Raw genomic sequence first — 15,767 nt, 5'->3', positions numbered from 1 at the left:
CTATTTTTCAAAAGAGAGGACATAACGATTTATAAAGATCAGTCATAAATACCATTTGGTACTGTCCGTAGAATCACGTTTCTTAGAAAAGAGAAAATACACGCAGATAAAAGCAATTTATTATAAAAAATCAATAGACTTTGTTATTATGTAAGAATTATACAAAACGAATGAATAAATTTTGTTGACCTATCATAAAACTGTATAAAAAACAAATAATATACATAAAGTAAACGCTAACAAGCTTAATTTAAGTGGAGTTTAAAAATATACATAAAAAAAAATTTGATGAATAAAAATTTTTTTGAGAGAGTTTTCAGTATAAAAAAAAGAGAAATTATTAATAAAAGTTGCAAAAATGTTTAATTATTTAATTAATGTTTAATAATGTGAGATTCTTCTCGTTTTAAATGCGAGAAAAGCATGAAAGTGATTACAAAACCGGTTTATTCTAAGAATGTAAACAAAACGAAGGAGGCAACACAACATGGATAAACCGATTCACGTTTTCTCTGAGATAGGGAAGTTAAAGACAGTATTATTAAAACGACCTGGACAAGAAGTGGAAAATCTAACGCCAGATATTATGGACCGTTTGTTGTTCGATGATATTCCATATTTACCGATCGCACAAGCTGAGCATGATGAATTTGCACAAGTACTTCAAAGTGAAGGGGCAGAAACATTATATCTAGAAAAATTGGCAGCTGAAGCAATCGATGCGGGTAATGTCAAAGAGCAATTTTTAAATAAAATGTTAGACGAATCTTTCATTGCATCAAATGCTGTTAGAGATGGTCTTCATGAGTTCCTTCTATCAATGGATACACAAGATATGGTTGATAAGATCATGGCTGGTGTTCGTACAAAAGATATCGATGTTAAATCACGCAGCTTATATGATCTATCAGCTGATGATGATTATCCATTCTACATGGACCCAATGCCTAACTTATACTTCACGAGAGACCCTTCCGCATCAATGGGGAACGGAATGACAGTGAATAAGATGGCGTTTGAAGCACGTCGTCGTGAGTCAATGTTCACAGAATACATTTTGAAACACCATCCACGTTTTGCAAATAAAGGCGTTGAGGTATGGTTGGATCGTGAAAATCCAGACCATATCGAAGGTGGAGATGAATTGATCCTTAGTGACACAGTTGTCGCTGTTGGTATCTCACAACGAACAAATGCAAAAGCAATCGAGCGTTTAGCACGTCACTTATTTGCGAAAAATTCAGGATTTGAAAAAGTCTTGGCAATCAAGATCCCAAATAACCGTGCGATGATGCATTTAGATACAGTATTTACAATGGTTGACCATGATAAGTTCACGATCCACCCAGCGATCCAAAGTAAAGAAGGAAAAATGGATGTCTTTACAATTGAACAAGCTGGCGATGATATCACGATCTCTCATTCAGATGATTTACAAGAGTCATTGAAATCAGCTTTAGGGTTAGATGATCTAGTGTTGATCCCTACTGGTAATGGTGATGCGATCGTTGCTCCTCGTGAACAATGGAATGATGGCTCAAACACATTAGCAATCGCTCCTGGTGTAGTAGTTACTTACAACCGTAACTATGTATCAAATGAGTTATTGAGAAGCTACGGTATCAAAGTATTGGAAATCACTTCAAGTGAATTGTCACGTGGTCGTGGCGGCCCTCGTTGCATGAGCCAACCATTAGTTCGTGAAGATTTAAAATAGTTTATTCCTGATGGCAGTTACTGTCAGCTGCCATCAGATTTCCTCTTAACCTAAATATCAAATAGAATACAATTTTAAAGGAGAATGTTCATATGAAAGAATCAGTATTTCAAGGAAGAAGTTTATTAGCAGAAAAAGATTTTACAAAGGAAGAGTTACAGTATTTGATCGACTTTTCTCAACACTTGAAAGATTTGAAAAAACGTGGCATCCCACATCATTACTTAGAAGGAAAAAATATTGCGTTACTATTTGAAAAAACATCAACACGTACTCGTGCCGCATTTACAACTGCAGCAATCGATCTTGGTGCGCATCCTGAATACTTAGGTGCGAATGATATCCAATTGGGTAAAAAAGAATCAACTGAAGATACAGCGAAAGTATTAGGAAGCATGTTCGACGGAATCGAGTTCCGCGGCTTTAGCCAACAAATGGTTGAAGAATTGGCAGAATACTCAGGCGTGCCTGTATGGAATGGTTTAACGGACGAATGGCATCCAACTCAAATGATCGCTGACTTCTTAACGATCCAAGAAAACTTCGGTAAAGTAGAAGGCATCACAGTTGCTTATTGTGGAGATGGCCGTAACAACATGGCGAACTCATTATTAGTAACAGGTGCGATCTTAGGAACAAACATGCGTATCGTTGCACCAAAAGAATTACAACCTGAAGAAGAAATCGTGAAAATGGCTGAAGAGTTTGCGGCTAAATCAGGCGCACAACTAATGATCACTGACGATGTAGCGAAAGGTGTAGACGGAGCTGACGTTCTTTACTCAGACGTATGGGTATCAATGGGTGAAGAAGATAAGTTTGAAGAGCGTATCAAATTATTGAAACCTTACCAAATCAACATGGATATGGTAGAAAAAACAAACAATACAGATCGTTTGATCTTCTTACACTGCTTACCAGCGTTCCATGATACTAAGACTGTATACGGTGAGCAAATGAAAGAACGCTTTGGCATCACTGAAATGGAAGTGACTGATGAAGTGTTCCGCAGCAAATATGCACGCCAATTTGAGCAAGCAGAAAACCGCATGCACTCAATCAAAGCAATCATGGCAGCAACATTAGGAAACTTATTCATTCCTCGTGTATAAACACTAACAAGTAAATAATCAAAACGAGTCAGCGTGAGGATCGTTCGAGAGGAACGCTGGCTTGTTTTGTCATCGGCAAAATTCAGAATGTTCTGAAAGAAAGGGAGATAAACATGGCAAATAGAAAAGTGGTCGTTGCATTAGGCGGAAACGCGATTTTATCAACAGATGCAAGTGCAAAAGCGCAACAAGATGCGTTGATGGAAACAGCAAAATACTTAGTGAAATTTATTGAACAAGGAGATGAGTTGATCATCTCACATGGAAATGGGCCACAAGTTGGGAACTTGTTGATTCAACAACAAGCAGCTGACTCAGAAAAAACACCGGCAATGCCATTGGATACATGTGTAGCAATGACGGAAGGCTCAATCGGTTACTGGTTACAAAATGCAATGGGTGAAGTGTTGAAAGAAAAAGGCATCGATAAAGATGTCGTTTCTTTAGTAACACAAGTCATCGTTGATGAGAATGATCCTTCATTCAAAAATCCGAGCAAACCAGTGGGACCTTTCTATACAGAAGAAGAAGCAAATGAACAAATGAAGGCTGATTCTTCCGTAACGTTCAAAGAAGATTCTGGTCGTGGCTGGCGTAAAGTTGTTGCTTCACCAAAACCGATCTCAATCAAAGAAGCTCGTGTCATCCAAACATTAGTGGAACAAGGTGTCATCACGATTTCTGTTGGCGGTGGCGGTATTCCAGTAGTGGAAACAGCGACAGGTCTTGAAGGAAAAGAAGCCGTGATCGATAAAGATTTTGCTTCTGAAAAATTAGCAGAGATCATTGGTGCAGATTTATTGATCGTGTTGACTGGCGTCGATAACGTGTATGTAAATTATCAAAAACCAGATCAAAAGAAATTAGAAACAGTTGGCGTTTCAGAAATGAAACAGTACATTACTGAAAACCAGTTTGCCCCAGGAAGTATGTTGCCAAAAGTGGAAGCAGCGATTGCGTTTGTGGAAGCTCGCCCTGCTGGAAAAGCAATTATTACTTCTTTAGAAAACATTGAGAATCTATTGGCTTCAGAAGAAGGAACGATCATCGTTGCGGATGAAGCATAAGCTCTTTCTCACAGTTTTACTATAACCGTGTGTATAAAATGTCCAGTTGGTTTTTATTCTCCTTTAGACCTCCTGGACATTTTAGGTTGTGAGAAAAGCGCTTTGACCTGAGCAATAAGATAGAAAATCAGAAAATAGCTTCTCATATTTTTGGGTTTTTTAGCTTATTGTTGAAGGTCAGCTTTTCGAACACCGTTTATTTATGAAGAAAACTCTAGCCAGTCGATTGGATTTCTGCTATAATTTAATCAAGTTAAATAAGAGCAATGTTTGCTGAACAAGAGAGTAATTGGTGTCATTTCGTTCAAAGCGAGTCTGGGTAGAGTGGAAGCCGGACGAACAAATCCCAATGAAGCGCACTTGGAGAACTCTGTTTTAGACAGACGGTCGTCTACCGATATCAGATGGAGCAGGTCCTTTTTTAGGACAATTGGAGTGGTACCGCGGGAATTCTCGTCTCTAGTAAATTCATGGAAAGTATGGATTTGCTAGAGATTTTTTTGTTTTACAGCAAACAATATATAGGAGGAAAATAGATGAATAACAAAGATGTTGTTGCAAAAGCACTATATGAAGTAGTACAAGATGACTTGACGTTGGAGCAAGTTGCCCAATTATTGGAAAATCCAAAATCAGCAGAACATGGAGATGTCGCATTTCCTGCGTTCTCATTAGCAAAAATCTTCCGTAAAGCACCTCAACAGATCGCGGCGGATCTAGCAGAAAAAATCGATGCAACGAATTTTGAAAAGATCGAAGTCGTAGGTCCATATTTGAACTTCTTTATGAACAAAGAAATCATCAGTAAGCAAGTGTTAGGCACTGTAGTGAAGGAAAAAGAACACTATGGCGACAGCACGATCGGAAACCAAGGAAGTGTGCCAATCGATATGTCTTCACCAAACATTGCCAAACCGATTTCTATGGGTCACCTACGTTCGACAGTGATCGGAAACTCGATTGGTTTCATCATGGAAAAACTAGGCTATCAACCAGTACGTATCAACCATTTAGGCGACTGGGGAACACAATTTGGTAAATTGATCGTTGCTTACAAAAAATGGGGTTCAGCTGAGTCGGTAAAAGCAGAACCAATCAATGAGTTATTACGTTTATACGTCCAATTCCACGAAGAAGCTGAAACACAACCTGAATTAAATGATGAAGCTCGTTCTTGGTTCAAGCGTCTAGAAGAAGGCGACGAAGAAGCAATGGAGCTATGGCAATGGTTCCGTGACGAATCAATGAAAGAGTTCAACAAGATCTATGATTTATTAGAAGTTCGCTTTGATTCATTGAACGGAGAAGCTTTCTACAATGACAAGATGGATGAGATCGTTGAATTACTTGAAGAAAAACATCTCTTGCAAGAAGATAAAGGAGCAGAGATCGTTGACTTATCTGCTTATGACCTAAATCCTGCATTGATCAAAAAATCAGATGGTGCGACACTATATATCACACGTGACTTGGCAGCTGCTTTGTACCGTAAACGTACGTATGATTTCAGTCAATCATTGTATGTCGTTGGGAATGAGCAAAGCTATCACTTCAAACAATTGAAAGCTGTTTTGAAAGAACTAGGCTTTGACTGGTCAGATGATATGCACCACATCCCATTTGGTTTGATCACACAAGGTGGAAAAAAACTATCAACACGTAAAGGGAAAATCGTTTTACTAGAAGAAGTATTGAATGAAGCGATCGACTCAGCAAAACAACAAATCAGTGAAAAGAATCCTGATTTGGAAAACAAAGATGTCATCGCAAAACAAGTGGGTGTCGGTGCTGTTATTTTCCATGATTTGAAAAATGATCGTTTGAATACGTTTGACTTCAATCTTGAAGAAGTTGTTCGTTTTGAAGGGGAAACAGGACCTTACGTACAATATACTCATGCACGTGCAATGAGCTTGCTAGATAAAGCAGGTTTTGTCCCTTCTGAAGAACAAGATTATGCGTTGAACGATGAAAATAGTTGGGAAGTCGTGAAGCTTGTACAGAAATATCCTGAAACAGTGCTTCAAGCAGGTGAAAAATATGAGCCATCGATCATTGCGAAACACGCAATCAAATTGGCACAAGCATTCAACAAATACTATGCACATACAAAAATCTTAGCGGATGATGAACAAAAAGAAGCACGCTTAGCATTAGTTTATGCGGTGACTGTCTTGCTGAAAGAAGATTTACGTCTATTAGGGTTGCATGCTCCGGAAAAAATGTAATAAGTTAAAATTCATTTATCCAATATAAAAGAAAAAAATGCTAGAGGATTGACACAAAAAAGGAGTAGAAATCGCAATTGATTTCTACTCCTTTTTTTCTATTGATTATTGGTCAAAAATAGAGGTTTCAGTCGGATGATGCAAAAATTTTTCAACTAACTGCGCATCTTCATCATCTTTTGAAATAATGATCGTTGTATCGAAACCAGCGATAGTACTGACGATATGTGGCGGTTTGATTTCATCTAATACAGCAGCAAACAACGGGGCATTATCTGGTAAGGTATGGACGATGGTCAAAAAATGGACACGTTCCACTTTCAACACGATATCTTCAATCATTTGGATCAAACGCTTTTCATCTTCGCTTTTTGACTCTGCCGATTCTTTTTCTTTGAAAAGAACAAAATGGGACACCCCGTTCTCATCAGGGGCTTTGACGATTTTTAAGTCACGAATATCTCTTGAAATCGTCGCTTGTGTAGCAGAGACGCCCATTTCGGTCAACTTGCTTAACATTTCATCTTGTGTACGGATCGTATAATCTTCAATGATTTGTTTAATTAATATGTGTCGCTCATTTTTTCGCATCCTACTTCTCCTTTAACGAAACATTTCACAAGTATCATAACAAAAAAACGTTGATTTGCCCATCTTTATTTTTGATCTAGCTTTCGATTTTCACGAATGCCTTATAAAAATTTCGCAAAAGAAAAGAATCAAAAAGAGTCTTGAAGAGAAAAGACAAAAAAACGTATAAGTTGATATTTTTTCTTGAAATTTCGTTGCTTTTCAGTTAAACTATTGAATGTTGAGCAGAAAAAGACTATCTTCGGGTATCTTGATCGTCTGTTCGATAAATCCACATTCTTGTTGGATCGTTGGTCGGTGCTTGAAAAAGTTGGCTAGCGAGTTGGAAGACAAGAAGAGGGAAAATAAAAACCAAATCGGAGGAAACAAACATGGCAGTAATTTCAATGAAACAATTACTAGAAGCCGGCGTACACTTTGGTCACCAAACTCGTCGCTGGAACCCAAAAATGAAGAAATATATCTTCACAGAAAGAAACGGAATCTACATTATTGACTTACAAAAAACAGTTAAATTAGTAGATGCAGCTTACGATTACATGAAGAGCGTAGCAGAAGAAGGCGGCGTTGCTTTATTCGTAGGTACGAAAAAACAAGCACAAGAAGCGATCAAAGATGAAGCAACTCGTGCTGGACAATACTTTGTAAACCACCGTTGGTTAGGTGGAACATTGACAAACTGGGATACGATCCAAAAACGTATCGCTCGTTTGAAACAAATCAATGCAATGGAAGAAGATGGAACTTTTGCTGTTCTACCTAAAAAAGAAGTTGCTGGTTTGAACAAACAACGTGAACGTCTTGAAAAATTCTTAGGTGGTATCGCTGATATGCCAAGAATTCCAGATGTAATGTACATCGTTGACCCACGTAAAGAACGTATTGCTGTTCAAGAAGCACACAAATTGAATATCCCAATCGTAGCAATGGTTGATACAAACTGCGATCCAGATGAGATCGATGTAGTTATCCCATCAAACGACGACGCGATCCGTGCCGTTAAATTGATCACTTCAAAAATGGCTGATGCTTTCATCGAAGGTAATCAAGGGGAAGATCAAGTTGTTGAAGAAGATTTTTCAGCAGAAAACACTGCAACTTCAATCGAAGAAATCGTTGATGTTGTAGAAGGCGACAACTCTTCAGCAGAATAATTTTTAAATGATGGAGCTGTTTCAAAGGCTAGGCGACAAGCCTCACTCTCCTTTGAAACAGCTTTTTTTAAAGAAAATAATTAGGAGGAAGTAAAAATGGCAGATGTTACAGCTAAAATGGTAAAAGAACTACGCGATATGACTGGCGTAGGAATGATGGATGCGAAAAAAGCATTGGTTGAAGTAGAAGGCGACATTGAAAAAGCAGTTGATCTTTTACGTGAAAAAGGAATGGCTAAAGCTGCGAAGAAAAACGATCGTATCGCCGCTGAAGGTCTTGCTTCAGTTGCAGTGAAAGGAAATACTGCAGCAATCGTTGAAGTTAACTCAGAAACTGACTTCGTTTCTAAAAACGAAATGTTCCAAGATTTAGTAAAAGAAATCGCTGAACTAGTTGCTGAAAACAAACCAGCTGACATGGACGAAGCAATGAAAATCAAAACATCAAAAGGTACAGTTGAATCTGACTTGATCGAAGCAACACAAGTTATCGGAGAAAAAATCAGCTTCCGTCGTTTCGAAGTAATCGAAAAAGATGACAATGCTGCATTTGGCGGATACCTACACATGGGTGGACGTATTGCTGTATTAGCTGTTTTAGAAGGAACAACTGACGATACAGTTGCTAGAGACGTTGCAATGCACGTAGCAGCAATCAACCCTCGTTATGTAAACGAAACTCAAATTCCTGAAGCTGAATTAGATCACGAACGTACAGTCTTGACTGAACAAGCGTTGAACGAAGGCAAACCAGCGAACATCGTTGAAAAAATGGTTGAAGGACGTTTGAGCAAATTCAAAGCTGAAATCGCATTGGTTGACCAACCATTCGTTAAAGATCCTGATATGACTGTTGAAAAATACGTTGCTTCTAAAGGCGCAACTGTGAAAACATTTGTCCGCTTTGAAGTCGGCGAAGGTATCGAAAAACGTGAAGATAACTTTGTTGAAGAAGTAATGAACCAAGTGAAAAAATAATCCAGTTTACGGACTTGATTAATGGGTACGATGTTTGGTCCAAAGAAAGTGAAGAGTTTTCTTCATTTTCTTTGAGACCGCATTGGCCACATCGCTTATTTGAATGAAATGAGGAGCAGCGACATTCGTCACAGCTCTTTTTTTTAGGGCAAGAGATGTGTGTAGGTATTTTCGTGCCTAAACTATCTGGATATGGTAGAATGTCAATAGAAAATATTGGAGGAATGAACATGGTCACACCAAAATATCAGCGTGTCGTCTTAAAATTAAGTGGAGAAGCTTTAGCCGGAGATGAAGGGTTTGGGATCAAACCGCCAGTTATCAAAGAAATCATCCAAGAAATCAAAGAAGTCCACGAGTTAGGTGTTGAGATGGCAATTGTTGTCGGCGGTGGAAATATTTGGCGCGGTCAAATCGGCGCACAAATGGGGATGGAACGTGCACAAGCAGATTACATGGGCATGTTAGCGACTGTGATGAACGCTTTAGCATTACAAGATACATTAGAAAATGTCGGTGTTCCTACACGCGTCCAAACTTCCATTGAAATGCGACAAATCGCAGAACCATATATCCGTCGTAAAGCAGAGCGTCATTTAGAAAAAGGGCGTATCGTTATTTTTGCCGGTGGTACTGGTAACCCGTATTTTTCTACAGATACAACTGCGGCATTACGCGCAGCTGAAATTGGCGCTGACGTTATTTTAATGGCTAAGAACAATGTTGACGGTGTTTATTCTGCCGATCCAAAAATCGATTCAAGCGCAGTGAAATTCGATGAATTGACACATATGGAAGTCATTGCAAAAGGATTACAAGTAATGGATTCAACTGCTAGCTCATTGAGCATGGACAACGATATCCCACTACTTGTATTCAATCTTAACGAACATGGAAACATTCGCCGAGCAATCTTAGGTGAAAATATCGGAACAACCGTAAGGGGGAAATAAACAATGGCAGATGCAATTATGACAGAAGCAAAAGACAAAATGCAAAAAGCAGCACAAAATCTACAACGTGAACTTGGACAGATCCGTGCCGGTCGTGCGAATGCGAGCTTGTTAGATCGTATCACTGTTAATTATTATGGCGCACCAACACCGTTGAACCAGTTGGCTTCGATCCAAATTCCAGAAGCACGTGTATTGATGATCACGCCATTCGATAAAAGCGTCCTTCAAGATATCGAGAAATCGATCATGGCAAGTGACATTGGGATCAGCCCAACAAATGACGGAAATGTGATCCGTTTAGTGATTCCTCAGTTGACAGAAGAACGTCGTAAAGAATTAGCGAAAGACGTAAAAAAAGAAGCTGAAAATGCGAAAATCGCTGTCCGCAATATTCGTCGTGATGCAATCGATGAATACAAGAAACAACAAAAAAATGGCGATATCACAGAAGACGATTTGCGTGACTTAGAAAAAGAAGTGCAAACTCTGACAGATAACAGCATCAAAGAAGTCGACAGTATTGCTGCTGACAAAGAAAAAGAATTACTGGAAGTATAAGAATCAACAAAAACAGGTGGACAGTAAGCAATGCTGTCTCCTGTTTTTTACTTTTCGACTAAGAAATACTAAAAAATCCTTTGAATTTGCATAAAAAAAGGGTATACCATAGGAAATAACGTCAGATATTGCTATAATAATAGAGATAGCTGTAATTTTTTAGTATGGGAGGAAAAAGAATGTTACGTTTTTTTCCGCAAAAAAACAAATATATTCAAGAAAAAAGTGAACACCATTTTGATGCTGAGAGGGATATCCCGAAACATATCGCCATCATTATGGATGGGAATGGTCGTTGGGCACAAAACCGTCGCCTTCCACGGGTAGCCGGTCATAAAGAAGGAATGGAAACTGTTAAGAAAGTCACCAAAAAAGCTTCTCGTCTTGGGGTAAAAGTATTGACACTCTACGCGTTCTCTACTGAAAACTGGAAACGTCCAAAAGACGAAGTCAATTTTTTGATGCAATTACCAGTCGATTTTTTTGATACGTTCGTTCCTGAGTTGATTGCTGAAAACGTCAAAGTCCAAGTGATGGGGTACGAAGAGTTGTTGCCTGCGCATACACAAGATGCAGTTCGTCGTGCCATTGAACAAACGAAAGATAATACGGGGATGATTTTAAACTTTGCGTTGAATTATGGCAGTCGGGCAGAAATCATCTCGGCAGTCAAAGCAATCAGTGAACAGGTAAAAGAAAATGATCTTTCTCCGGAAGAAATCGACGAGGAAATGATTGCGGATCATTTGATGACCGGATTTTTACCTCCTGAACTTCGTGATCCTGGATTGGTCATTCGCACAAGTGGCGAAGAACGAATCAGCAACTTTTTGTTGTGGCAGATCGCATACAGTGAATTATATTTTTCAAAAGCATTATGGCCAGATTTTGACGGCGCTCACTTGGAAGAAGCAATTGCTTCTTATCAACATCGGGACCGTCGTTTTGGTGGAGTAAAAAGCGTAGATAAAGGAGAACAATCATGAAGCAACGTGTGATCACTGCGGTAGTAGCGTTAGCATTATTTATTCCAATCATTTGGATCGGCGGCATTGGTCTTGAATTAGTAGCCGCTCTATTAGCAGTCGTTGGTGTCTATGAGCTTTTTCGAATGAAAGGCTTGACACTACTAAGTTTTGAAGGAATCCTTTCTGCTATCGGAGCAGTATTTCTTGTTTTGCCGAAAGAAAGATGGTTTTTCTTTCTACCTGAACAAACGAATGAGTTTATGTTATTTTATTTAACAGTGATGATCCTGTTAGGCGCAGCCGTCTTTTCAAAAAACATGTACACGATCGATGAAGCTGGTTTTCCAGTCGTAACCAGTCTGTACGTCGGTTTTGGCTTTCAGAACTTTGTCAGTGCACGTACAGAAGGAATCAACGTACTATTGTTTGGGTTATTCATCGTTTGGGCAACCGACATTGGTGCTTATCTAGTTGGTCGACGTTTTGGCCAGCGCAAGCTATGTCCCGAGATCTCACCTAATAAAACGATTGAAGGGGCATTGGGAGGAATCGCTAGTGCAGTAGTTGTTGCATTATTGTATTTCTTATTATATCCACCGCAAGAATTGTTTGGTCATGGATTACTGATCATGTTACTTCTGACAATCATCCTTTCGATCGTTGGACAATTTGGGGATCTAGTTGAGTCAGCCATCAAACGTCACTATGAGGTCAAAGATTCAGGGAATATTTTACCAGGGCATGGAGGAATCTTAGATCGATTCGATAGTCTGTTATTCGTCTTTCCAGTCATGTATTTATTTGGATTGATATAAGTAAAAAATTCTGTAAAAGAAGCTTCCAAAACGGTCAGTCAGCTACGCGTCAACAAGACATGATCGATGAGGAGATTCTTTACAGGATTTTTATTTTTTTACATCTTAATCGGTGCTTGGTGAAGTGTGGATAATATGGTAAAATTAAGTAGTTTTATTTTAACTGAATAAAAATAATGATAAATGTAAAGGAGAATAGGATGAGAACAATTATCACGTTCATTATCGTTTTTGGCATCTTAGTGATCGTACATGAATTTGGCCACTTCTTCTTTGCGAAACGATCAGGAATCCTAGTTCGCGAGTTTGCCATCGGCATGGGACCTAAAATCTACGGTCACCAAGCAAAAGACGGCACGACTTATACATTGCGTTTGTTACCGATCGGTGGCTATGTGAGAATGGCTGGGAATGGGGATGACGAAACGGAAATGGCACCAGGAATGCCGTTGTCACTCTTAATGGATTCAGATCAAGTCGTAAAGAAAATCAACTTGAGTAAAAAGATCCAATTGACGAATGCGATCCCAATGGAATTGATCCGTTATGATCTTGATGAAGCACTGACGATCACAGGTTATGTGAATGGCGATGAAACACAGGAAGTAACGTATGCAGTCGATCACGATGCCTCGATCATTGAGGCAGATGGAACTGAATTGAGGATTGCGCCGAGAGATGTACAATTCCAATCAGCAAAATTATGGCAACGGATGTTGACCAACTTTGCTGGTCCGATGAATAATTTTATTTTAGCGATTCTATTATTCATCGTGTTAGCGTTTATGCAAGGTGGCGTGACAGTCACAAATACGAATCAAATCGGTGTCGTTTCGCCGGATGGAGCTGCCGCTGCAGCCGGTTTGCAAGAAAATGATGAGATTCTGCAAGTGGATGGAAAATCGATCCAAACATGGAATGATCTAACAGCGATCATTACTGAAAATCCAGATAAACCGCTTGATTTTGAAGTCGAACGTAATGGTCAAGTTTCTACGATTGAAGTAACGCCGAAATCGGTTGAGTCAAACGGTGAAAAAATTGGTCAGCTTGGGATACAAGCACCTATGAAAACTGGCTTCTTTGATAAAATCATTGGCGGGACTCAACGTGCATTCAGCAGTTCATTAGAAATATTCAAAGCATTAGGTTCGTTATTTACAGGCTTTAGCTTAGACAAATTAGGTGGCCCTGTGATGATGTTCCAATTATCTTCTGAAGCAGCAAACCAAGGTGTAATGACAGTCATCGGATTGATGGCGATCTTGTCAATGAACTTAGGGATCGTCAATTTATTACCGATCCCCGCATTAGACGGCGGTAAATTAGTACTGAATATTTTTGAAGGTGTTCGTGGCAAACCACTTAGTCAGGAAAAAGAAGGCATATTGACGCTCGTTGGTTTTGGTTTCCTGATGCTGTTGATGGTATTAGTGACATGGAATGACATTCAACGATTCTTTTTCTAGAAAAAGTAGGGTATAATGACATGCGTTAGATTATTTGAGGAATAAAGGAGTTTATATATAATGAGACAATCAAAAATGTTGATCCCAACATTAAGAGAGGTTCCAAACGATGCGGAAGTATTAAGTCATCAAATCTTATTACGTGCTGGCTATATCCGTCAGGTATCAGCTGGGATCTATTCTTACTTACCACTTGCGAATCGTGTGTTAGAAAAATTGAAAACGATCATGCGCGAAGAATTCGAAAAAATCGGGGCAGTGGAGATGTTGATGCCTGCGCTTTTACCAGCTGAATTATGGCAAGAATCTGGTCGTTATGAAACCTATGGCCCGAACCTATATCGTTTGAAAGATCGCAACGATCGTCAGATGATTTTAGGACCAACACATGAAGAAACATTTACAGAGTTGATTCGCGACGAAGTCAATTCATATAAAAAATTACCTTTGAATCTTTACCAGATCCAAGCAAAATATCGCGATGAAAAACGTCCTCGTTTTGGTCTATTACGTGGTCGCGAGTTTATTATGAAAGATGCTTATTCTTTCCATGCGTCACAAGAGAGCTTGGATGAAACGTACAAAGATTATGAGAAAGCATACACAGAGATCTTCAAACGTTGTGGTTTGGAATTCCGTGCGATCATCGGTGACGGTGGTGCCATGGGCGGAAAAGACTCAAAAGAATTTATGGCGATCTCAGAAATCGGTGAAGACACGATTTGTTATTCAACAGAAAGTGACTATGCCGCTAACTTAGAAATGGCGACAAGTTATTATGTACCAAAAAAATCGCATGAAACACAATTGGAAATGGAAAAGAAAGAAACACCAAATGTGAAAACAATCGATGAGGTGGCAGCTTTCTTTGATGTTCAGCCACAAAAAATCATTAAATCTGTTTTATTCACAGCGGATGAACAACCTGTCTTAGTTTTAGTTCGAGGCGACCATGAAGTCAACGATGTAAAATTGAAAAACTTCTTAGGCGCAGATTTCTTAGAAGAAGCAACAGAAGACGAAGCGAAAAATTATTTAGGCGCTGATTTTGGTTCAGTTGGACCAATCGGTGTATCTGAAGACGTGAAAGTCTATGCAGATCGTCATGTCCAAGATCTGGCAAATGCTATCGCTGGAGCAAACGAAACTGGCTATCATTTTATCAACGTCAATCCAGAACGTGATTTTAACGTGTTAGCTTACGAAGACTTACGTTTTGTCCAAGAAGGCGATCCTTCACCAGACAATAATGGTGTATTAGCATTTACTCGTGGAATCGAGATCGGTCATATCTTCAAACTAGGTACACGTTACAGTGAATCGATGGGTGCCACTGTTCTTGATGAAAATGGTCGTGAGAAACATGTCATCATGGGTTGCTATGGTATCGGTGTAAGCCGTTTGCTATCAGCGATCGTTGAACAAAATGCAGATGAAAACGGCATTAACTGGCCAAAAGGCATCGCACCATTTGATCTACATGTCGTACAAATGAACTTAAAAGACGAATTCCAAACGAATTTGACGAATGAAGTGGAAAAAGCGATGAATGAAGCAGGTTATCAAGTACTTGTTGATGACCGCAACGAACGTGCCGGTGTAAAATTTGCTGATTCTGATTTGATTGGTTGTCCAATCCGTATCACGATCGGTAAAAAAGCAGTAGACGGAATCGTCGAAGTAAAAATCAAGAAAACAGGTGAAATGGTCGAAGTTCGTAAAGATGAACTCGTGAACACATTACCGATTTTATTGAATCAAGGCGAATAAGCATAAATATGAAAAAGTCGTATCGGTCTCTGAATAGACGGAAGCGGCTTTTTCATTTCCTTTGGTGGATTGTGGGAGATGGTGTTCAGGAAGCATACTGCTCAGGTCAAAACGCTTCTTTCACAACCTTGATGAACGGTGTTCGAAAGCCAACTCCTTCAATATTAAGTCAAACATTGAAAAAATATGAAAAACTATTTTCTCAATTTCTGCCTTAATACTTGGAGCTGACCGGCTTTCTCACAACCTAATAAACGGTGTTCAAGAAGCTGACCTTCAATACTAAGCTGAAAAATCAAAAAATATGAGAAGCTATTTTCTGATTTTCCATCTTACTGCTCAGGTCAAAGCGCTTCTTTCACAACCTTGATAAACGGTGTTCGA

Annotated in this window: 13 protein-coding genes; 12 read left to right on the top strand and 1 reads right to left on the bottom strand. The window is 39.1% G+C overall.

Annotated elements, in window-relative coordinates; translation table 11 throughout:
• Positions 1 to 487: 487 nt before the first annotated feature.
• The 4 genes from arcA to argS all read left to right on the top strand — a co-directional run bounded on the left by arcA (position 488) and on the right by argS (position 6,124).
• The gene (gene arcA / locus JZO83_RS08930) at positions 488 to 1,717 is read left to right on the top strand and encodes an arginine deiminase (protein ID WP_206857118.1); all 1,230 of its coding nucleotides are present in this window, start codon (positions 488 to 490) and stop codon (positions 1,715 to 1,717) included.
• A 92-nt stretch (positions 1,718 to 1,809) separates the two neighbouring features.
• A complete protein-coding gene (argF, locus tag JZO83_RS08925; protein ID WP_206857121.1) occupies positions 1,810 to 2,829 on the top strand; it encodes an ornithine carbamoyltransferase in 1,020 nt (339 codons plus the stop codon).
• Positions 2,830 to 2,942: 113 nt separating this feature from the next.
• Positions 2,943 to 3,896: a carbamate kinase gene (arcC, locus tag JZO83_RS08920; protein ID WP_207115540.1), complete on the top strand. Its 954-nt coding sequence runs from the start codon at positions 2,943 to 2,945 to the stop codon at positions 3,894 to 3,896.
• Between the two features lie 536 nt (positions 3,897 to 4,432).
• Positions 4,433 to 6,124 carry an arginine--tRNA ligase gene (argS, locus tag JZO83_RS08915; RefSeq protein WP_206857134.1) on the top strand — a complete coding sequence of 564 codons (1,692 nt, stop codon included), beginning with the start codon at positions 4,433 to 4,435 and terminating at the stop codon, positions 6,122 to 6,124.
• 105 nt (positions 6,125 to 6,229) lie between these two features.
• On the opposite strand, the gene JZO83_RS08910 is transcribed toward argS, so the two are convergent.
• Positions 6,230 to 6,715 (bottom strand): ArgR family transcriptional regulator, encoded by a 486-nt coding sequence (locus JZO83_RS08910; RefSeq protein WP_206857135.1) that lies wholly within the window; start codon positions 6,713 to 6,715, stop codon positions 6,230 to 6,232.
• A gap of 371 nt (positions 6,716 to 7,086) precedes the next feature.
• Between JZO83_RS08910 and rpsB the strand changes: the two genes are divergently transcribed.
• The 8 genes from rpsB to JZO83_RS08870 all read left to right on the top strand — a co-directional run bounded on the left by rpsB (position 7,087) and on the right by JZO83_RS08870 (position 15,383).
• Positions 7,087 to 7,869: a 30S ribosomal protein S2 gene (gene rpsB / locus JZO83_RS08905; RefSeq protein ID WP_010735184.1), complete on the top strand. Its 783-nt coding sequence runs from the start codon at positions 7,087 to 7,089 to the stop codon at positions 7,867 to 7,869.
• A 96-nt stretch (positions 7,870 to 7,965) separates the two neighbouring features.
• Positions 7,966 to 8,847, top strand: coding sequence for a translation elongation factor Ts (tsf, locus tag JZO83_RS08900; RefSeq protein ID WP_206857136.1), 882 nt, complete (start codon positions 7,966 to 7,968; stop codon positions 8,845 to 8,847).
• Between the two features lie 230 nt (positions 8,848 to 9,077).
• The gene (gene pyrH / locus JZO83_RS08895) at positions 9,078 to 9,800 is read left to right on the top strand and encodes a UMP kinase (protein WP_206857138.1); all 723 of its coding nucleotides are present in this window, start codon (positions 9,078 to 9,080) and stop codon (positions 9,798 to 9,800) included.
• A 3-nt stretch (positions 9,801 to 9,803) separates the two neighbouring features.
• On the top strand, positions 9,804 to 10,361 hold the full coding sequence (gene frr, locus JZO83_RS08890; RefSeq protein WP_206857141.1) for a ribosome recycling factor: 558 nt from the start codon (positions 9,804 to 9,806) through the stop codon (positions 10,359 to 10,361).
• Between the two features lie 179 nt (positions 10,362 to 10,540).
• Positions 10,541 to 11,347 (top strand): isoprenyl transferase, encoded by an 807-nt coding sequence (locus tag JZO83_RS08885; protein ID WP_206857143.1) that lies wholly within the window; start codon positions 10,541 to 10,543, stop codon positions 11,345 to 11,347.
• Entirely contained in the window at positions 11,344 to 12,144 is an 801-nt protein-coding gene (locus JZO83_RS08880) for a phosphatidate cytidylyltransferase (RefSeq protein WP_206857145.1), read from the top strand. The genes JZO83_RS08885 and JZO83_RS08880 overlap by 4 nt, the downstream gene beginning before the upstream one ends.
• 200 nt (positions 12,145 to 12,344) lie before the next feature.
• Positions 12,345 to 13,613: an RIP metalloprotease RseP gene (rseP, locus tag JZO83_RS08875; RefSeq protein ID WP_207115539.1), complete on the top strand. Its 1,269-nt coding sequence runs from the start codon at positions 12,345 to 12,347 to the stop codon at positions 13,611 to 13,613.
• 60 nt (positions 13,614 to 13,673) lie between these two features.
• Positions 13,674 to 15,383: a proline--tRNA ligase gene (locus JZO83_RS08870; RefSeq protein ID WP_207115538.1), complete on the top strand. Its 1,710-nt coding sequence runs from the start codon at positions 13,674 to 13,676 to the stop codon at positions 15,381 to 15,383.
• Positions 15,384 to 15,767 lie beyond the last annotated feature (384 nt).

The sequence above is a fragment of the Enterococcus sp. DIV1298c genome, assembly GCF_017316315.1.
In the GTDB taxonomy this organism is placed as follows: domain Bacteria; phylum Bacillota; class Bacilli; order Lactobacillales; family Enterococcaceae; genus Enterococcus_B; species Enterococcus_B mangumiae.
The sequence above is the reverse complement of the archived record's forward strand: the minus strand, read 5'-3'. Positions and strand labels throughout refer to the sequence as shown.